General features: G+C 68.9%; 14 protein-coding genes. 8 read left to right on the forward strand and 6 right to left on the reverse strand.

Annotated elements, in window-relative coordinates; all coding sequences use genetic code 11:
• Positions 1-6 precede the first annotated feature (6 nt).
• Positions 7-1,236 carry a glycosyltransferase gene (locus ACFC14_RS04085; RefSeq protein ID WP_376101340.1) on the reverse strand — a complete coding sequence of 410 codons (1,230 nt, stop codon included), beginning with the start codon at positions 1,234-1,236 and terminating at the stop codon, positions 7-9.
• Positions 1,237-1,367: 131 nt separating this feature from the next.
• Positions 1,368-2,597: a glycosyltransferase gene (locus ACFC14_RS04090; RefSeq protein ID WP_376101341.1), complete on the reverse strand. Its 1,230-nt coding sequence runs from the start codon at positions 2,595-2,597 to the stop codon at positions 1,368-1,370.
• Between the two features lie 126 nt (positions 2,598-2,723).
• Between ACFC14_RS04090 and ACFC14_RS04095 the strand changes: the two genes are divergently transcribed.
• Genes ACFC14_RS04095 through ACFC14_RS04105 form a run of 3 tightly spaced genes read left to right on the forward strand, consistent with a single transcriptional unit; the run spans position 2,724 to position 4,507 of the window.
• Complete coding sequence (locus ACFC14_RS04095; RefSeq protein ID WP_376101342.1) at positions 2,724-3,311, forward strand: hypothetical protein; 588 nt, start codon at positions 2,724-2,726, stop codon at positions 3,309-3,311.
• 57 nt (positions 3,312-3,368) lie between these two features.
• Positions 3,369-3,827, forward strand: coding sequence for a MarR family winged helix-turn-helix transcriptional regulator (locus ACFC14_RS04100; protein WP_376101343.1), 459 nt, complete (start codon positions 3,369-3,371; stop codon positions 3,825-3,827).
• On the forward strand, positions 3,824-4,507 hold the full coding sequence (locus ACFC14_RS04105) for a hypothetical protein (RefSeq protein ID WP_376101344.1): 684 nt from the start codon (positions 3,824-3,826) through the stop codon (positions 4,505-4,507). Before ACFC14_RS04100 ends, ACFC14_RS04105 begins: the two co-directional genes overlap by 4 nt.
• A gap of 7 nt (positions 4,508-4,514) precedes the next feature.
• On the opposite strand, the gene ACFC14_RS04110 is transcribed toward ACFC14_RS04105, so the two are convergent.
• The 3 genes from ACFC14_RS04110 to ACFC14_RS04120 form a co-directional block, all read right to left on the reverse strand.
• Positions 4,515-4,925, reverse strand: a complete 411-nt coding sequence (locus tag ACFC14_RS04110; protein WP_376101345.1) for an MmcQ/YjbR family DNA-binding protein — start codon at positions 4,923-4,925, stop codon at positions 4,515-4,517.
• Between the two features lie 143 nt (positions 4,926-5,068).
• Positions 5,069-8,077: an alpha-mannosidase gene (locus ACFC14_RS04115; protein WP_376101346.1), complete on the reverse strand. Its 3,009-nt coding sequence runs from the start codon at positions 8,075-8,077 to the stop codon at positions 5,069-5,071.
• A gap of 156 nt (positions 8,078-8,233) precedes the next feature.
• On the reverse strand, positions 8,234-9,364 hold the full coding sequence (locus ACFC14_RS04120; RefSeq protein ID WP_376101347.1) for an MFS transporter: 1,131 nt from the start codon (positions 9,362-9,364) through the stop codon (positions 8,234-8,236).
• A gap of 312 nt (positions 9,365-9,676) precedes the next feature.
• Between ACFC14_RS04120 and ACFC14_RS04125 the strand changes: the two genes are divergently transcribed.
• On the forward strand, positions 9,677-10,708 hold the full coding sequence (locus tag ACFC14_RS04125) for a LacI family DNA-binding transcriptional regulator (RefSeq protein WP_376101348.1): 1,032 nt from the start codon (positions 9,677-9,679) through the stop codon (positions 10,706-10,708).
• A 7-nt stretch (positions 10,709-10,715) separates the two neighbouring features.
• On the opposite strand, the gene ACFC14_RS04130 is transcribed toward ACFC14_RS04125, so the two are convergent.
• Positions 10,716-12,026 carry a glycosyl hydrolase gene (locus ACFC14_RS04130; RefSeq protein WP_376101349.1) on the reverse strand — a complete coding sequence of 437 codons (1,311 nt, stop codon included), beginning with the start codon at positions 12,024-12,026 and terminating at the stop codon, positions 10,716-10,718.
• Between the two features lie 214 nt (positions 12,027-12,240).
• Between ACFC14_RS04130 and ACFC14_RS04135 the strand changes: the two genes are divergently transcribed.
• The 4 genes from ACFC14_RS04135 to ACFC14_RS04150 form a co-directional block, all read left to right on the forward strand.
• Positions 12,241-13,542, forward strand: coding sequence for an ABC transporter substrate-binding protein (locus ACFC14_RS04135; protein ID WP_376101350.1), 1,302 nt, complete (start codon positions 12,241-12,243; stop codon positions 13,540-13,542).
• 45 nt (positions 13,543-13,587) lie between these two features.
• Positions 13,588-14,475: a carbohydrate ABC transporter permease gene (locus tag ACFC14_RS04140; RefSeq protein WP_036302982.1), complete on the forward strand. Its 888-nt coding sequence runs from the start codon at positions 13,588-13,590 to the stop codon at positions 14,473-14,475.
• A complete protein-coding gene (locus ACFC14_RS04145; protein WP_376101351.1) occupies positions 14,472-15,407 on the forward strand; it encodes a carbohydrate ABC transporter permease in 936 nt (311 codons plus the stop codon). The genes ACFC14_RS04140 and ACFC14_RS04145 overlap by 4 nt, the downstream gene beginning before the upstream one ends.
• Positions 15,404-18,712, forward strand: a 3,309-nt coding sequence (locus tag ACFC14_RS04150; RefSeq protein WP_376101352.1) for a GH92 family glycosyl hydrolase, incomplete at its 3' end; no start/stop codon positions are given. The genes ACFC14_RS04145 and ACFC14_RS04150, both read left to right, overlap by 4 nt.

An 18,712-nucleotide genomic window follows, 5' to 3' on the forward strand; every position in this document is an offset into this window, starting at 1 on the left:
CCCGCGTCAGCGCCCGGCGAGCACTCGCTCGTAGACCTCGACCATGGCCGCCGTGCGCGACGACTGCCGGAACGCCTCCGAAACCTCGGGAACCGGGGTGGGCGCGGTGCCGGCGGCGATGTCGGATGCGGCACCGCGCAGGGTCTCCGCGAGCGCGGCCACCCGTCGGGCCTCGAGCTCCCGGGCCGACGCGTTGGTGCCGGCATCCTGAACCGCCCACAATCCCCCGCCGAGCTCGGCCGCGATGTCGGGGTCGCAGATCACGGAGGGCGTGCCGAGGGTTGCCGCCTCGAACGGGGTCATCCCCTGGGTCTCGAAGCCGATCGACGTCTGCACGAGCGCGTCGGCGGCGGCGATCCGCTCCAGGGTCTGCGGGTAGGTCAGTCGTCCGGCGAAGCGCACGCCGTCATGCCCGCGCACGATCTTCTCGGCCGCGGCGCGCTGCCCCCCACCGCCGATGATCTCGAGTTCCGCGTCGATTCCGGCGGCGACGAACGCCTCGAGGAACGGCAGCAGGCGCTTCTCCGGGCTCATCCGGCCGAGCCAGACGAACCGGGGCGGTCCCGGCTCCCTGACTGCGGGTCGTGCAGCGAGCGTCTGTGCACGCAGGTCGTCGTCGATGCCGTTCCAGATCACGTCGACCCGCGGGAAGACATCGTGCTGTTCCAGGCGTCGCGCGAAGTGCGTCGACGGCGCGGTCACGGCGGATGCTCCGACGGCGAGTCCGCGCAGGAATGCCCAGCCGTCCGCACCGCGCACCGGGTCGCCGATTCCTCGCATCGCCCCGCGGCGCCAGGCGTTCAGCACGCCGAGCACGGGCCGGTGGAGCGGGGTCACGGCGGCGATACCCACATCGACTCGGTTGTGCATCGTGTGCACGACCGGGATGCCGTGTCGCTGGGCGTAGCGGTGCCCGATGAACCCGCCCCAGAAGTCGGCCTGCACGTGCACCAGGTCGACCGCCGGGCGGCGGGTCATCGCCCTGTCGAGGAAGCGGTCGGTCGCGCGCCCCGGCCAGCTCATGGCGTACTCGCGGTCGAGCGTGATCGGCACCGAGGGGAGGTCGATGTACGCCCCGCCGTGGGCGCCGGATGGCGTGCGCGATCCGTGCATCTTCGGCGCGACGACCGTGACGGTGTGTCCGGCGCGTTCGAGGAATTCCCGCTGGAGCCGCATCGACACCTGCGCTCCGCCGAGGGAGTCGAGGTGCTGATCCCCGAAGAAGACGATGTGCATGCGGGTCACTCCGCCGCTGACGCGTCGCGGCGCCGTGAACCGATGGGGATACTGTGCATGCGGGTCACTCCGCCGCTGACGCGTCGCGGCGCCGTGAACCGATGGGGATACTGTGCATGGCGGGATGCTCGCTACTCGGGAAGCGGCTCGTCGCGGTACAGCGCCTCGAAGGTGTCGAGGGTGCGATTGATGTCGTGGATCGCGACGCCGTCGAGCGAGGCGCGCTGCATCCGCTCGTACTCCGCGGGGTCGGCCGTGAGCACATCGGTCAGGCGCGCGGCGAGCTCGTCGACGTTGCCCGGCTCGAACAGGTAGCCGTTCTGGCCGTCGTGCACGAGGTGCGGGAGTGCCACGGCATCCGCCGCGACGATCGGCAGCGCCGACGCCATGGCCTCCATGGTCGCGATGGACTGCAGCTCGGCGATCGACGCGATCACGAACAGGCTCGCACGGGACAGCAGCGCGCGGAGCTCCTCGTCGCTGGTGCGCCCATGGAACGTGACGCGGTCGGCGAGCCCGAGCTGCGACGCCAGGTGCTCCAGCTGCTTGCGCTGGTCGCCACCGCCGACGATGTCGAACGTGGTGGCGAGGGCGGGGTCGAGCTTCGTCATCGCCTTGAGGATGACCTCGACCTGCTTCTCGGCGGTGAGGCGGCCGACGAAGACGATGCGGTTCGCATCGCGCGGGGCGATCACGGGCGTGTACTGCGTGCGATCGATGCCGCAGCTGACGGGGATCACCCCCTTCACCTCGACCGTCTTCTCGAGGAAGTCGGCGGCGCGGCGGGTCGGCGTGGTGATGGCACGGGTCTTGTCGAAGGTGCGCTTCGCGTCGGCCCAGGCGAACTTGAGCACGAGGTCGTCGATGAACTTCGGCATGGTCGTGTGGTCGAGGATGTTCTCGGCCATCACGTGGTTGGTCGCGATGACCGGGATGCCGCGCTCGTTCGCGATGTACGCGAGGCCGCGGCCGATCACGATGTGCGACTGGATGTGCACGACATCCGGCTGCACCTGGTCGATGACCTTGCGGGCGTAGTGCTTCGAGCGCCACGGCCAGACGAATCGCAGCCAGTCGTGCGGAGCCCAGCGCACCGACGGCAGACGATGCAGCGTCATCGGCTCGCCCTCGATGACCTCGGTGTGCGGGTCCGCCCGACGGTAGGCCTGGTTGGGAGCCACGACGTGCACGTCGTGGCCGCGCTGCACGAGGCCTGCGGCGAGGCGCTCGGCGAAGCGGGCGGCGCCGTTGATGTCGGGCGCGAACGTGTCGCAGCCGATCACGATCTTCAGCGGGCGGGGCGCGGGGGCGGCGGGGCCGCTCGACGGATCGATCGGATCGTCGGAGGAGGTCACAGACATGCTGCCTTACGATGTGGCGGCCAAGGGAAAGCCCTGGTCGGGGCGCTGGCCACTCTACCCGAGGGGCCTGATCGGACAGCGGCGGCATACCGGCATCCCCTCAGCCTCAGCCGATACCGTGGAGCCATGCGACTGACTGCCGACGCCGATCCCCAGCTGTGGATTCCCGTGACGGATTCGCTCGGGTGGAAGGGCCGCCGGCATCGCAAGGCGGCGATCCGCATGCTGCTGGGGCAGGTCAACGCCGCCGTGGGCGCGACCGAGCGCCCCGGGTCTCGGTTCGGCGCGTGGGCGATGAGCCAGGCGGCGCCGATGCTGATGAAGCGTGCGGATGGCCGCGTGCTGGTGTGGACCTGGAAGGCCGAGCCGGAGCTGGTCGTGGCGATGGCGTCGGCGCAGGTCCTGACCCCCGATGTGCGGATCGCTCGCGCGTCGATGCCGATGGACTACGACGACACCGAGTCGTTCCCCACCCGCCTCGGCGTCGGTGAGAAGCTGCTCGTGCCGATGCCGCCGTCTCCCGCGTCGCCGCCCTTCGCGACCTACACCTGGGACACGGGCACCCATCTGGTGACGCTGACCGCGGTGTGCAGCGACAAGGAGCGGTTCGGCACCCTGACCGGCGCTCTCGACGACCTGGCGCGCAGCATCCGCATCGCCGACGACCTCACCGGTGGAGAATCCCCGGACGTGCTGCGGCTCGATCCCGCCTGAGCACACTCCTGCTTCACAACTAGTGAAGTCAGGTAACTATGTAGTAGCATCAGCATTATGAACCCGCTGCTGCTCGACCGCCTGCTCCAGATCGGCGACCTCTTCCAGCGCGACATGGCGCGGGCGTTCGACGGCACCGGCCTCACCACGGCACGCGTGCACCTGCTGTGGATGCTGCAGCACGCCGGGCCCTCGACGCAGCAGACGCTGGCCCGCCTGTGCGGGGTCACTCCGCGCAACATCACCGGCCTCGTCGATGCGCTGGAAGCATCCGGTCACGTGCGACGCACCCCGCATCCGTCTGATCGGCGGGCCGTGCTGGTGGAGCTGACCCCCTCGGCCACCGAGACGATGGCGCGGATGCAGAACGACCACGTCGAGCTCAACGCAACCCTCCTCGATGCCGTCGCCCCGGAGGATCGCGACGCCGTGGAGCGCGGCATCATCGCCATCGCCGACCACCTGGAGCGGCTCGTGATTCAGGCTGCGAGCGAACCATGGAAGGATGCCCCGTGAGCGCCGAACCGAGCGTGAGTCGGGCGCACCAGCCCACCCCGCCGCCCACTCCGACGCGCACCGCCCGCATCCTCAACATGCTCCACCGCGCACTGATCGCCGAGCTTCGCGTGTACTCGAGCATCGGTCGCGCGATCGCCCGTCGTCCTGCGGTCCCGGAGGGCGGCACCGGCATCGGCTACCACCGCCCGGTGCTGACCGTGCTCATCATCTTCATCGTGCTGTCCGCCGTCGAGATCCCGATCCTCGATCTGATCGTGCACCCGTGGCCGGCAGTGCGGATCCCGATCCTCATCCTCGGGATCTGGGGGCTGACCTGGATGATCGGGCTCCTGTGCGCGATGCTGCTGCGTCCGCATGCCGTGGCGCCGGACGGCATCCGGGTGCGGAGCGGCCTGGAGGTCGACGTCTTCGTCCCCTGGGACGCGGTCGCCTCGGTGGCGATCTCGAAGCGCGTCGACGAGCCGAAGCAGCCACGCATCTCCGTCACCGACCACGGAGCCGAATACGCCGAGCGGATGCAGGACGAGACGAACATCGAGATCGAACTGGAGCGTCCGTTCGCGATCCGCCTTCCCGGACTCGCGCCGCGCGGCGGAGAGCACCAGGTCACGACCATCCGGCTCTGGGCGGATGAGCCGCGCGCGTTCCTCGACGCCGCCCGCCCGTTCCTGGTCTGAACCCGTCTCAGTCCAGTCCTCGCTCCGCGAGCCACTCCTTCGCGACGCGGGCGGGCGCGCGCACCAGCCACGCATCCGTGACGATCTCCGTCAGCCGTTCGCGGTCGATGACGTCCAGACGCACGAGCAGCCCGGGGTAGCCGTCGAAGTGCGGGATGGCGAAGAGCACGTCGGGTTCTGCGGCGAGCAGCGCCTCCTTCTCCTCGAGGTCGGCGACGCGCACCGCGAGCACCGTTCCCGCCGGCCATTCCCGCCCGAGTTCCGCGAGCTGCCGCAGGTCGGTCGCGCTCGGGCCACGGAGCCACGCGAACTGCCCGCTCTTCATCCGCCACGCCGCCTCGCCGGTGTGACCGCTCACCGCTTCCTCGGCGCCCGGGAGGGCGAGGGCGATCGCCCGCACGTCGTCGATGCTCACCATCCCGCCATCGTCGCGCACGCGGGCGTCCGCCACAACAGACGGGCAGGCGAGCACGCACGCGAGATCAGGCACACACGCGAGATCAGGCACTTCCGCGGGCGTTCCGCCTGATCCCGCGCTTCCGCCTGATCACACGCCCTTGCTCAGCGCAGGATGCGCAGCGTCCGCACCTCGAACGGACGCAGCTGCAGTCCTCCACCGGTCCGCGCGTCGTCGATGTCGTCTTCGATCAGGCTCACCTCGCGCACCTCGCGGTGCTCGAACCCGACCGAGAGCTCGCCGGTCGCACGTCGCCCGAGCGCCTCGTACACGCGCACGATCACGTCGCCGGACCCGTCGTCGGCGAGCTTGACCGCCGACACCACGATGCCCTCGCCTTGCACCGACACCAGCGGCTCGACCTCGCGCGCACCGCGCACGACGCTCGGCAGCGCGTTGATCCGAATACCCTCGGCCGTCGCGATCGCGGCGTCCGCACCGATCACGAAGCCCACCTCGATCTCGTGGTGACCGTGGTCGGTGTCGGGATCGGGGAACCGCGGCGCCCGCAGCAGCGACAGTCGCACGGTCGTCGTCACGGCGTCGTCCGACACCTCGCGCGACGTGTCGTAGCCGTAGATCGAGTCGTTCACGAGGGCGACGCCGAAGTCCTGCTCGCGCACCAGCACGAACCGGTGCATCGAGGTCTCGAACTTCGCCGCCTCCCAGCTGGTGTTCGTGTGCGTGACCCGTGACTGGTAGCCGAACTGCGTCTCGGCCTCGGTGTGCGCGGCCTGGATGTCGAGCGGGAAGGCGAGCTTGAGCAGCTTCTCGGTCTCGTGCCAGTCGATCTCGTTGCGCAGCAGCACGGTCCGGGAGTCCGGCGGCAGGATGATGGTCTGCTCGATGGTCGACTCCGAGAACGGGCGGACGACCACGATCTTCGCGGCCCGACCGACCACCGATGCCTCGATCGACGTGACGGCGGTGAGGTCGTCGACGCTGTTGCGGTAGTACCGGTCGATGTCCCACGCATCCCACATGTTGGGGAAGTCCTGGTGCAGCTGGAACAGGTTCGCCGCCTTGCCCGCAGCCACCGCCTCGCGCCCGGTGGCCTTGTCGACTGCCGAGACGATCAGCCCCTCGGCCGACACGAGCACCGAGACGAGCTCGTTCTCGAGCCGCCAGCCACCGTCTTCCTCCGTGAGCGACACCGGCGCCGCCGTGGGCTCAGCCACGAAGGTCGCCCCGAGGGCGCGTCCGCGACCGACCGACGTCGGCTCGAACTGCAGTTCCCGGTCGCCCTCGCCCGCGAGCGAACGGCGGGCGGCATCCGCGATGTCTTGGGCGTCCGAGAGCACGTCCGACAGCACGGCGACGGCCTCGCGGTGCACCCAAGCGATCGAGGTGCCCGGCAGGATGTCGTGGAACTCGTGCAGCAGCACGGCCTGCCACAGGCGGTCGAACTCGGCCTGCGGGTACGCGGCACCGGTGCGCACGGCATCCGTGGCGGCCCACAGCTCCGCCTCGATCAGCGCGTGCTCGGCCCAGCGGTGCAGCGCCTTCGTGGCGTGCTGGCTGGTGAGGGTTCCCCGGTGCAGCTCGAGGTACAGCTCGCCGACCCAGACGGCCGGATGCGGCAGCTCGGCCTTTGCGGCATCGAAGAAGACGTCCGGATGCTCCCACACGACCTGCGCGCTGCCCTCGAGATCTCGCAGACGCTCAGCCTTGCCGGTCATCTCACGAGTCGTCCCGCCGCCGCCGTCGCCCCAGCCGACCGGAGCGATCGACCGCGAGCTGAGCCGGTTCTCCTTGAACTGACGGGAGGCCTTCGCGACCTCCATGCCGCTCAGCTGCGAGTTGTAGGTGTCCATCGACGGGAAGTGCGTGAACACCTGCGAGCCGTCGATGCCCTCCCAGAGGAACGAGTGGTGCGGGAAGACGTTCTGCTGATTCCACGAGATCTTCTGCGTGAAGAACCACTCGAACCCGGCACGGCGCATCAGCTGCGGCAGGGCGGGCGAGTACCCGAAGCTGTCCGGCAGCCACACGCCCTTCGACCGGATGCCGAACTCCTGCTCGAAGAACCGTTGCCCGTGCGAGAACTGCCGCACGAGCGACTCGCCCGTCGGCATCACGGTGTCGGACTCGACCCACATGCCGCCCAGCGGCAGGAAGCGCCCCGCGGCGACGGCGGCCTTGACCCGCTCCCACACCTCGGGGCGGTGCTCCTTGATCCAGGCGTACTGCTGTGCGCTGGACATTCCGTACTGGAACTCTGGCTGCTCCTCGATGAGCGTCGTCATCGAGGAGGTGGTGCGCGCGACCTTGCGGATCGTCTCGCGTACGGGCCACAGCCAGGCCGAGTCGATGTGCGCGTGACCGACGGCCGAGATGCGGTGAGCGCTGGCTTCGGCGGGCGCGGCCAGCACATCGGCGAGACGGGCGCGGGCGTCGGGGGCGGTCTCCACGATGTGCTGCAGATCCAGCACATCGAGCGCGTCATCCATGGCCTGCAGGATGCGCATGCGCCGCGGCGAGGTCGCCGGCAGCTCGGCCTGCAGCTCGAACAGCACCTCGAGGTCGAGCGACAGGTCGAAGACCTCCTGCTCGAACACGGCCAGGTCCATCCGCCGCGCGCGGTACAGCGGCTCCTTAGAGGAGGTGAGGATGTCGCCCTCCTGCGTCGGGAGGAAGGGGTGGTAGTCCAGGAGCACCGGGTTGGATGCGGCCTCGAGGTACAGCTCGACCGGCTCGTCGCCCTCGGCCGTCTCGGTGATCGGCACCCACTGGTTGCGCGGGTTGATGCTCTTCACCGGGATCGGGTCGGACCCCGCGGCGTTCGGTCGGTAGGCCAGGGCCTCGCACTGGAAGCCGGTCATGTTCACGTCGAAGCCGAGGTCGATGAGCGCTTCCACGCGACGCCCCGCCCACTCGGCCGGGACGCGTCCGGTGAGCTTGAACCAGGTGGTGCCCCAGGCGGGACCCCATGGTGCGCCGACGACGCCGGGCTCGAAGGCGAGGGCGAGTCCCTCGGCGGGCGGGATCGGCTCGCCGGGCAGTTCGTGGATCGCGACGTCCAGCGGCACGGACGCCGAGTGGATCGCCGGGCGGATGCGCTCCTCGAGGACCCGCTTGACGCGGCCGACGGTGAGCGAGGTGTCGTCATGCATGGGAATCTCCGGGCTCGACGGTGAGTGCTGGTCCGCGGCGCGACGGGCGACGCCGTGTTGATGCTATCGGATTTACTAAAACGATCTAGTAGCCAAGTCTAAACGCATCGTCACTTCTTCCGCGAGATGGAGATCGGTTCCTTCCTCGGCGGCCCCTCAGGACCGTTCCGTCATAGTGACGAGCGCGACGATCACGTAGAGGACCACGCTCGGGAGGACGGCGACGATCGGATTCGCTGAGTCCGCCAGGATGCCGACGAGGATCGCCGCGGCGCCGGCGGTGAAGGAGCTGAGAAGCGAAACGACCGAGGTGGCGCCCGCGCGCTGGTCGTCGGCCACGACCGCCTGAAATTCGGCCTGACAGTACACGCTGATCGCAATGTGAAGGAGGACATGAATCCCGAAGCAGAGAACGATGAGCACGACAGGAGCGAAACCGGCGAAACCGAAGATGGCGGCAATGTTCACCGCGACGAGCACGTAGAAGAACTTGCGATCGATCCGACGGTTCCCGACCAGTTGCCCGCCCAGGACGCCGGCGATCTTCATCACCGCAAACCCCGCAAGGACCGCGAAGATACCGGTGCTCCCCAGGCGAAGTTGCCAGAGAAGAAAAGGCGCGACGAGCGCAGCATCCGCCGCAATCGAGAGCCACGCGCGCGGATGTCTGGCGATTGTGCCCAGCCCGATCAGATAGGACCGCAGCGGCTCGAGCTGTCGCCGACTTGACGTTCGATCCTTCGGACGCCAGAAGAAGAAGCAGAGTCCCGCGATACCCATGAACAGGGCACCCAAGCCCCAGATGAGTCGCGGCTCCCTGAGGAAGCCGAGGAGGCCGATCCCACCGCCGAGGAGCGAGGCCGCCGACCCGAGAACCGCAACGAGACCGATGATCTTGCGACGATCATGGGCACCCACATCACCGATCCTGTTCAAGATGAATGCGATCGAGGTCCCACTCATGGCCGCTGCGCCGATTCCGGCGATGGCTTCGGCAGCGAAATCAGACCAGACCCCGAAGGCTAAGAAGAAGAGAACGAGACCAACGAAGCGGAGACCGTTGCCCATCTGAATCGCGGCCCAGTGCGATCTGCGGTCGAAGATCATGGCCGATGGAAGCTCTGCCACGGCGACGCTGATATTGAAGGTCGCGGTCAGGGCACCGATTGCGACGACGGCGTATCCACGATCGTGGAAATAGAAGTTGTCGAAAGCACTGAAGCATCCGACCCCGACCCCGCTGATCGCGAGGAATACCCAGATTCCAAGACCCGTTTTCCTGACCATCACATGAATAGGGGGCCGGTGTAGGTGACTCGCCGGGCGGCCACGCCGCCGTGCGCCAGCTGCCCGCATGGGGGGAACTCGGCCTGTGCAGGGTCGTGTAGGGCGCTCATGTATCTCCTTGCAAAGCGGGGGCCAGAGCCAGGGTTGTCGCGCCGCCCGCGGAGGGGCAAGGGTAGAGCATCGGTATTTCGATATGAGAGATCCGGTTCGCGTTTGCCGCCGAACCCCAGGATCGCGCCCGCGCGACCGACCGCTTCAAGCGCATCGTCACTTCTTCCGCGAGACTAAATCGATCAAGTATTGTGAGGGACTATGACTCCGGCGAAACGCGTCACCATCGCCGACATCGCGCGCATGGCGGGAGTCTCCCCCGGTGCCGTGTCCTTCGCACTGAACGGCCGCCCCGGCGTGAGCGACGAGACCAGACGGCGCATCCTCACGATCGTCGAGGAGAACGGCTGGCAGCCGAGCTCCGCAGCGCGCGCGCTGGTCGGGGCGCGCGCCAACACGGTCGGCTTCGCGCTCGCCCGACCCGCCCGCTCGCTCGGCTCCGAGGCCTTCTTCACCGACCTCATCGCCGGTATCGAGTCACGACTGTCGGAGAGCAAGGTGAGCCTGCAGCTGCGGCTGGTCGCCGACATCGCGGAGGAGATGGAGGTGCACCGGCAGTGGCGCTCCTCCAACCAGGTCGACGGCTTCATCTTCATCGACCCCCGCGACGGCGACCCCCGCGTCGGGCGTATCGAAGCTCTCGACGCACGGGCCGTGATGATCGGCTCGGAACCCGCCCCGGAAGGCTCGGTGCCGAGCGTCTGGATCGGCGACGACACGGTCGCCGAGACCCTCTTCTCCTACCTCGCCGCCCTCGGGCACGCCCGAATCGCCTATGTCGCCGGCCCCGCCGAGCTCGAGCACACGCGACTGCGCGCCGAGGTGCTCGAGCGCATGGCCGCCGATGGCCTCGAGGGCGAGATCATCACCACGGACTTCTCGCCCGCGCGCGCCTCCGCCGTGACGCGGGCGCTGCTGTCGGGCCGGCAGCATCCGACCGCGATCGTCTACGACAACGACGTGATGGCGGTCGCAGGTCTCCGCGTCGCACAGGAGATGGGCCGCGCCGTTCCGCGCGACGTCTCCCTCGCCTCGTTCGACGACTCGGTCATCGCCGGTCTCATCAACCCGTCGATCACGGCGATGACGCGCGACACCTTCGAGCTCGGCGAGCGCGCCGCCACCCTCCTGCTGCAGCAGATCGAAGCGGGAGTGAACCTGCCGAGCGTCGAGGGCCCGACGCCCGTGCTCACCGCGCGCGAGAGCACGGCTCCACCTGCGCGCACGGCCTGAGCAGCCGTCAGCCCTGGACGACGGTGTTGACCGAGCCGTAGGGGTCGACGACGCCGGCCGACAGGTCGGGACGGATGAGACGACGGATGCCTCGCGCGTCGAGCGCTGCGGTGTCGAGCGCGTCGCGCGACGTGACCAGTGCCGGATCGAGGCCCGCGGCACAGGCATCCACCCAGGCCTGGAACACCGCACCGCCCGGGCTCAGCGCCGCTCGACTCACCGGCACCTCGCGGTCGTCGACGTCCACCACGATCGCCGTGTCCCGCACGGGCGGCGCGGCCCGCCGGCGCAGTTCGGGGATGAGTTCGGCAAGGCGGCGACCGATGGGCTTCGCCGCACCGTCCTGCCTGACCAGACCGAGCGAGTACTCCAGCTCGGGGAAGTCGCCGAGGTCGCGGCTCACGTCGTGCGAGCACCACCAGGTGATGCCCCAGAGGTTCTCGGTGCGCGCCGCCGAGCGCACGGTCGCCTCCAGGAAGCCCGGCATCTCGTCGTCGGTGAGGCAGTTCGACGGAGCACCCACCTCCTGCAGCCACACCACCCGGTCGGGGTCGGTCGCGAAGGCGCGGGAGAGCTCGATCAGGTACTCGGCATGACGGTCGGACGCGACGGAGCGACCGCCGTAGCGCTGGGCGGTGCCGTTGAAGATCCAGGAGTGGATCGTGGTCATGGCCCCCAGCCGCGACGCATGCGCCGGAGTGAAGCCGTGGCCGTCCATGTACCAGACGGCGTCGTATTCGCTGTGGACGTGCGGGAGCCCCGGCGCCGCAGCCTCCGCCGCCGCCAGCAGAGTCGAGATCCAGCCACCGGCCTCGTCCTGCGTGACCGGCCACGGCGACGGATGCGTGTGCGCGGAGAACTGGTTCGTCTCGTTGCCGAGCGTCAGACCGAGGAAGTTCGGCGCATCCCCCAGCGACCTTCCGAGCCGATCGACGAGTGCGACCTGACCCTCGAGAGCGCGGGGATCGGTGAACATGTTCTTGTCGTGCCACGTGTACAGCCACGACGGGACGAAGTCGAAGCTCGAGAGGTGGCCCTGGACCACGTCGATCCCGGCATCCATGCCGAACTCGCCGGCGATGTCGACCACGGCGCGCACGTCGTCGATCGCCTTCTGCCGGATGAGTGTGCGGTTCGGCTGCAGCACGGTCCACAGCGGGAAGACCCTGACGTGATCGAGCCCGAGCTCGGCCAGTGCGGCGAAGTCACGGCGCACGTCGTCGGGAGTGAAGTCGAGCCAGGAGTGCATCCAGTCCTTGGACGGCGTGTAGTTCGCCCCGAACCTCAGAGGAGCATCGAGGGCGCCGCGCTGCGTCATGTGTCAGACCTTTCGGACGTGCCCTTCGAGGAGGGCGGAGTTCGCACCACTATAACGCTTGAGCAACAAGGCGCACCCATCTTCCTCGTTCACCGCAAGGCCCACGCGTGCGGGCCTTGACAGGCGCGGAATCGGATGGTTTCATCTGCTAAAGCGTTCCAGTGCCATTTTGATGGACGGAAGGCAGAATCGCCCGCCTCGAGGAAGAAGCACGATGAAGATTCGGACACGCATTGCCGCCCTGGCAGGATTCAGCATCGGCGTTCTGGCGCTGACGAGTTGCACCGGGGGTGGCGCCACCGCCGGTGACGCGGGCCCCATCGACACCTCGGGCGACCTGAGCGGCACCATCCAGTTCCAGACGTGGTCGCTCAAGAACGAGAAGTTCACCCCGTACTTCGAAGACCTCATCGACGCGTTCGAGAAGGAACACCCCGACGTCACGGTCGAGTGGCTCGACCAGCCGGGAGACGGCTACCAGGAGAAGATCCTGAGCCAGGCGAACGCCGACACCCTGCCCGACGTGCTCAACCTGCCGCCCGACATCGCGTACCCGCTGGTCGCGGCGGGCAAGCTGGTCGACCTCGAGACCGCCGACCCCGATCTGAAGTCCGCCTACAACACGGGCGCCTGGGAGGCCTACAGCCAGTACCCGGGCACCGAAGGCACCTTCGGGCTGCCCTGGTACCTCTCCAGCGACGCCTCCTGGTGGAACCTCGCACAGCTCGCGCCCTTCGGCGTCACCGAGGAGAACCTGCCGACCACGGTCGACGAGCTCCTCACGCTTGCGAAGGACGTGGCCACCGAGTCCAACGGCAAGGTGCAGCTCCTCTCCTCGATCCCGGCCCTCGACACGTTCACGGCCGCCGGCATGGAGGTCATCAACGACGAGGGCGAGTTCGACTTCAACACCGACGAGGCCGCGGCGATCATCGAGAAGTATGCCGACGCGTATGCCGCGGGTGCGATGCCGGCCGAGGCGCTGACCGGCGACTACGGGGGAAACGCGGAGGCGTACATCCAGGAGAAGGTCGCCTTCACCACCGGCGGCACCGGTTTCACGACCGACCTGCAGAAGGACGCACCGGCGCTGCTCGAGAACACGGTGGCGACCCCGCGACTCGGTGTCGCACCGCTGTACGTGCAGGGTCTCAACGTCTCGGCCGACTCCGACAACAAGGAAGCTGCGCTCGCCTTCGCGGAGTTCGCGACGAACCAGGAGAACCAGGTGGCGTTCTCGTCCCTCGCCGTCGGCACCGCCCCCGGCACGGCCGAGGGTGGCGACGAGGTCGTCGACAACATCGCCGCCACGGTCACCGACCAGAAGCAGCTGTCGGCGATCGACACGGTGTTCGGCGCGATGAAGGACGCCAAGGCGCTGCCCTTCCAGTGGACGTCCGACATGGCCACCTACATGACCCAGCAGATCGCCCTCGCGGTCAACGGCGAGGCGGACGCGAAGACGCAGCTCGACAAGATCGTCGAGTACGCCAACGCCAACCGCGTGGACAAGTAAGCCATGCGTGCGAGCACCGGCAGCCCGGCCGGCAGGAAGACCACGATGAGATCCCACCGGTGGTTCACACCCTGGCTGCTCCTCGGGCCCGCCGTCGCCTGGGTGCTGGTGTTCGCGCTCTGGCCGTTCCTGAACACGGTCTTCCTCAGCTTCACCGACGCCAAGCCCCTGCGGACGCCTGAGTTCGTCGGCGGCGCGAACTACGAGCGCATGTTCGGCGATGAGATGTTCTGGAACGCCCTCACCACGTGTCTCATCTACGTGGTGGTGTGCGTGCCCCTGCTGACGATCCTGCCGCTGCTGCTCGCCCTCCTCGTGCAGAAGAAGCTGCCTGGCATCTCGTTCTTCCGCACCACGTTCTATTTCCCCGTGATCGCCTCGGTGGTCGTGGTCGCCCTCATCTGGACCTGGCTGTTCGACAGCCGGGGCATCATCAACCAGACGCTCGAGTTCCTCGGGCTGGTCGACAAACCGATGGCGTTCCTCGTCGACCGCTGGCTGCTGCTCGGCTGCGCCATCCTGCTCACGGTCTGGAAGGGCCTGGGCTACTACATGGTGGTGTATCTCGCGGCCCTCGGGAACGTCGGCAAGGAGCTGCACGAGGCGGCGATGCTCGACGGCGCCGGTTCCTTCCGTCGCTTCCTGTCGGTGACGATCCCCTCGGTCCGCGGCGCGATGCTCCTCATCTCGGTGCTCATCGCCGTGTCCGCCATGAGGGTGTTCGCCGAGCTCGATGTGCTCTCCAAGAGCACGGGCGGCCCGGGCGGATACGACATGTCGCTCGTGATGCTCATCCGCCAGGTCGGCTCCGGCCTCAACGGGAACATCGGATACGCCTCCGCCATCAGCGTGGCGCTGTTCCTGCTCACCCTCATCCCCCTCGTCGCGATAGCCGTCATGAATCGCGAGAAGAAGGCGAAGGTCTCCGCATGAGCACACTCACGCCGCCCCGTTCGACCGACGACGCCCGACCCTCCGAGGAGCTGTCGGCACCGCCCCGGGAGCGCATGTTCCGCCGCCGCGGCTCCGGCGACTTCAGCAAGCCGACCCTCGGCGGGCTGATCGGTCGATACGCCCTCCTCCTCTTCGTGCTCGTGCTCGTCATCGGGCCGTTCATCTGGCAGCTGTCGACGTCGTTCAAGGGTCCGCAGGAGAACATCTACTCGTTCCCGCCCGAGCTCATCCCGCGCGAGCCGACGCTGCAGAACTACAGCAGGGTCGCCGACATCGTGCCGGTGTACCTCTACGCCTGGCACTCCCTGCTCGTCTCGGTCGGCACCGTCGTCAGCAACGTGGTCCTGGCCACGTTCGCCGGCTACGCGCTGGGATGCATGAGGTTCCGCGGCAAGTGGATCGTCATGGCGATCCTGCTGTCGACGCTGCTCTTCCCCGGTGAAGTGACGGTCACCAGCAACTTCCTCACGATCCGCGCTCTGGGGCTGGCCGACACCCTCTGGGGCGTCTTCCTTCCCGGTGCGATCAGCGCGATGAACGTGCTCCTGATCGCCACGGCGTGCCGCATGATCCCCAAGGACGTGCTGGATGCCGCGACGGTCGACGGCGCGACGACCTGGCAGCGCATCCGGCACATCGTGTGGCCGAACATCCGCGGCATGGTCTCGGTGGTCGCGATCTTCGCGTTCATCGGCGCCTGGGACGACTACCTGTGGCCGCTCATCGTGCTCTCGGATCCGTCGAAGTACACCCTGACGGTCGGCATGGCATACCTGAACAGCAGCTTCTCGGTCGACCCGCGCCTGATCGCCGCCGGCACCATGATCGCGCTCGTGCCGATCGTCATCATGTTCTCGTTCACGCAGCGGTTCTTCTTCAAGGGCGTGCAGGAGGGCGCGATCAAGGGGTGAGCGCCGCGCATCTGACGCCGGCGGACGGGCCGGCAGATCCTCCCTCCTCCCGTCCTCGTGCGGGCGTGCTGCCCGGCGCGGTGCACGCCTTCGCGTTCGATCCGGCGGCCGGCGAGCAGCGGATCGATGTGCCGGGGTTCGCCGACCTCGAGATCTCCCCCGACACCGTGCTGCACTGGGCGTTCTATGCCGACGGCCCCTCGGCGACGCTGGCTCCGCACGCGGCGCTCGCCGTGACGGTGGATGTGCGCTTCCCCGATGGCACGCGGCTGAGTGACATCTCGGCCGTGCGGGACCGCTACGACTTCCCGATCACGGCGCACGCCCAGTTCGATGCCCGGTGGAGCCTGCCCGAGCAGTGGAACGCCGACACCGTCTCCCTCGCCCCGTTTGCACGCCGCAGCGGCACCGTCGAGATCGTGCTCGGCACCGCGTCCCTCCCCGGCACCGCATCCCTCCCCGACGGCGCGGACCTGCCCACGCGGTGCGCCGGGTTCGTGCAGGTCGTGGTCGAGGAGCGGGCTCCCTCCGCCGACCTCGCTCCCGTCGAACGGGTCGACACCCGGCGCGGGACCCATTCCGGTCCACGGTTCTCGCGCGGCAACACCATCCCGGCGGTGGCGATACCGCACGGATTCACGTTCGTCACCCCGGCGACCGACGCGGAAGACGCCCGGTGGCCCTACCGTCCGTTCCTGCACGACGACGCGCAGGGGCGACGGCTCGAAGCACTGCAGTTCTCCCATCAACCGAGCCCGTGGATCGGCGATCGCTCGGTGCTGCAGCTGATGCCGTACCTCGGCGAGCCCACCTCGCATCGCGCCGGCCGCCGGCGTTGGATCACCCCCGGCTCCGAACGCGCCCGTCCCCACGAGTACGCGGCCGAGCTCGGCGACGGTCTGCGCGTGGAGATGACGGCGACGTCGCACACGGCCGCGTTCCGCGTGCGCGGCGTGGACGCCGATGCCCCGGTCGGGTTCGTCATCGATCAGCTCTCGGATGACGGGCGCCTCGTCTGGACGGATGCGGGAGGATTCGAAGGGTGGATCCCGGAAGGGCCCGAGGATTGGGGCAATGCGCCGCGCTGCTTCTTCGCCGGATCCGTATTGCGGACCCCGCACGGCGTCGAAACCGACGAGCGTGGACCACTCGACGACGACGGGCGGGGCAGGGTCGCCGGCTACATCGGCGGACGCGGGGCGCTCGAGGTACGGATCGGCATCTCCTTCCTCTCGGTGGAGCAGGCACGGCACAGTCTCGACTCCGAGGCTCGGGCGACCATCCCCTATGAGGAGCTGCGGGGCGCGGCCGCCGCATCCTGGAATCGCCTGCTGTCGCGGGTGACGATCCCCCCGTTACCCGAAGCCGACGCCCCCTACCGCGCGCTCGCCGACGAGGAGAATCGGTCTCGGATCGCCGCCGCGCTTCACCGGATGAACCTGTACCCCAACAGCGCGGCCGAGAACGCCGGGACCGCGGAGGCACCCGTCTGGCGATTCGCCGATGTGTTCGCCGCGCGAGAGTCACACGACGAGAGCGGAGTCGCACCGGCCGTCGACGGCGAACTCGTCGTGAACAACGGATACTGGGACACGTACCGCACCGAGTGGCCGGCTCTCGCCCTGCTCGATCCCGCCCTCGCCGGGCGGCTCCTCGACGGGCAGCTCGAGCAGTATCGCCGCGGAGGCTGGATGGCGCGATGGAGCGCACCCGGATACGTCGACAGCATGGTCGGCACCTCGAGCGACCAGATCTTCGCCGACGCCGCACGCTGGGGCGTGGACTTCGACCGCGTCACCGCGTTCGAGAGCGGATGGCGGAACGCGTGCGAGCCGGGGCCGGATGCGCGCCGCGGCCGCAAGGGCATCGCGAGGGGCCGGTTCACCGGATACATCTCCTCGAACGTGCCCGAGGGCATGAGCTGGAGCATCGAGAACGCGGTGAGCGATGCCGCGCTCGGGAGGCTCGCGGCGCAGCTCGCCCGAGAGGTCGCATCCGATTCCGCATGCGAGACCGAATCCGCTGCCGCGCGCTATCGATCCTTCGCCCGATACTTCGAGAATCGCGCCCGGTCGTACCGCGCGCTGTTCGACCACGACACCGGGTTCTTCCGCGGCAGGGACTGTGAGGGCGCCTTTGCCGCCAGCGCATTCGATCCGCGGTCCTGGGGCGGCGACAACGTCGAGACCAACGCCTGGGGCATGTCGGTCGGCGCCGTGCACGACGGCGCGGGCCTTGCCGACCTCTACGGAGGTCCCGCCGGTCTCGGACGCCACCTCGACGCCCTGTTCGCGGAAGCGGAGACCGCAGACGAACGGTTCGGCGGCGCGTACGGCACCGTCATCCACGAGCAGCGCGAGGCGAGGGCGCTCCGGTCGGGGATGTGCGCGATCTCGAACCAGCCCGCACACCACATCCCGTTCATGTACGCGTTCAGCGACCACCCGTGGAAGTCCGCCGACATCGTGCACGACCTCGCCGGACGCCTGTTCGCCGGCGCGCACATCGGCCAGGGGTTCCCGGGCGATGAGGACAACGGCGAGATGAGCGCCTGGTGGCTGTGGGCCGCGCTCGGGCTCTATCCCCTGGAACTCGCCTCGGGCCGGCTGCGGATCGGGTCGCCTCTCTTCGACGACGTCTGTGTGGATCGGGGCGACGGCTCCTCGCTGCGCATCCGGTCGGTGCGGAGTGAGCCGTCGGCGCGCATCCTGCAGCGGGCTCGCCTCGACGGGGTGCCGCTGCCGGCGGCGGAGCTGCCGATCGACGCACTCGTCGGCGACGCCGTGCTGGAGCTGGAGTTCGGGGTCGACCCGGCCACCGCGCTCGAACAGGGACCTTCCACCGGCGACGTCGCGGTCTGGCGGGCAGACCTGACGTCCGGTCCCGGTCACCTCATCGCCTCGCCCGAGACGGTCGCTCCCGAGCGGATCTTCGACGACGGTTCGCCGTCGGGTGGCGCCGGCGTCATGCTGCGCCCCGGGGAATGGGTGGGATGGCGGTTCGGGGCGCCTCGAGGTGTCACCGACATCAGCGTGACACTCGTGGTGACTGCGGCATCGTCATCGTCCCTTCGATGGGAGGCCGAGGGCACGGATGGTCGGTGGATGCCGGTCACGATGACGCACCGCGCGGAGCTGCCGGCAGACCGCACGACGCCGTTCACGCTGACCTCGCGGGTCGGGGGGGGGGGGGGGGCCCCCCCCCCCCCCCCGGGGGCCCCCCCCCCCCCCCCCCCGGGGAGGAGCCGGCCGGGGAATAGGTCGCCCGGGCGACCCCCGCGTAGTCCGGGGCGCGGCGCGGCCACC

The sequence above is a fragment of the Microbacterium sp. NPDC055988 genome (assembly GCF_042269505.1).
Classification (GTDB): domain Bacteria; phylum Actinomycetota; class Actinomycetes; order Actinomycetales; family Microbacteriaceae; genus Microbacterium.

Bases quoted from the DNA above. Each gene is read 5' to 3' on its own strand.
- ACFC14_RS04125 (WP_376101348.1), top strand. From the start codon at position 9,677: ATGACTCCGGCGAAACGCGTCACCATCGCCGACATCGCGCGCATGGCG.
- ACFC14_RS04120 (WP_376101347.1), bottom strand. From the start codon at position 9,364: ATGGTCAGGAAAACGGGTCTTGGAATCTGGGTATTCCTCGCGATCAGC.
- ACFC14_RS04130 (WP_376101349.1), bottom strand. From the start codon at position 12,026: ATGACGCAGCGCGGCGCCCTCGATGCTCCTCTGAGGTTCGGGGCGAAC.
- ACFC14_RS04110 (WP_376101345.1), bottom strand. From the start codon at position 4,925: ATGGTGAGCATCGACGACGTGCGGGCGATCGCCCTCGCCCTCCCGGGC.
- ACFC14_RS04100 (WP_376101343.1), top strand. From the start codon at position 3,369: ATGAACCCGCTGCTGCTCGACCGCCTGCTCCAGATCGGCGACCTCTTC.
- ACFC14_RS04135 (WP_376101350.1), top strand. From the start codon at position 12,241: ATGAAGATTCGGACACGCATTGCCGCCCTGGCAGGATTCAGCATCGGC.
- ACFC14_RS04140 (WP_036302982.1), top strand. From the start codon at position 13,588: ATGAGATCCCACCGGTGGTTCACACCCTGGCTGCTCCTCGGGCCCGCC.
- ACFC14_RS04095 (WP_376101342.1), top strand. From the start codon at position 2,724: ATGCGACTGACTGCCGACGCCGATCCCCAGCTGTGGATTCCCGTGACG.
- ACFC14_RS04115 (WP_376101346.1), bottom strand. From the start codon at position 8,077: ATGCATGACGACACCTCGCTCACCGTCGGCCGCGTCAAGCGGGTCCTC.
- ACFC14_RS04090 (WP_376101341.1), bottom strand. From the start codon at position 2,597: ATGTCTGTGACCTCCTCCGACGATCCGATCGATCCGTCGAGCGGCCCC.
- ACFC14_RS04085 (WP_376101340.1), bottom strand. From the start codon at position 1,236: ATGCACATCGTCTTCTTCGGGGATCAGCACCTCGACTCCCTCGGCGGA.
- ACFC14_RS04145 (WP_376101351.1), top strand. From the start codon at position 14,472: ATGAGCACACTCACGCCGCCCCGTTCGACCGACGACGCCCGACCCTCC.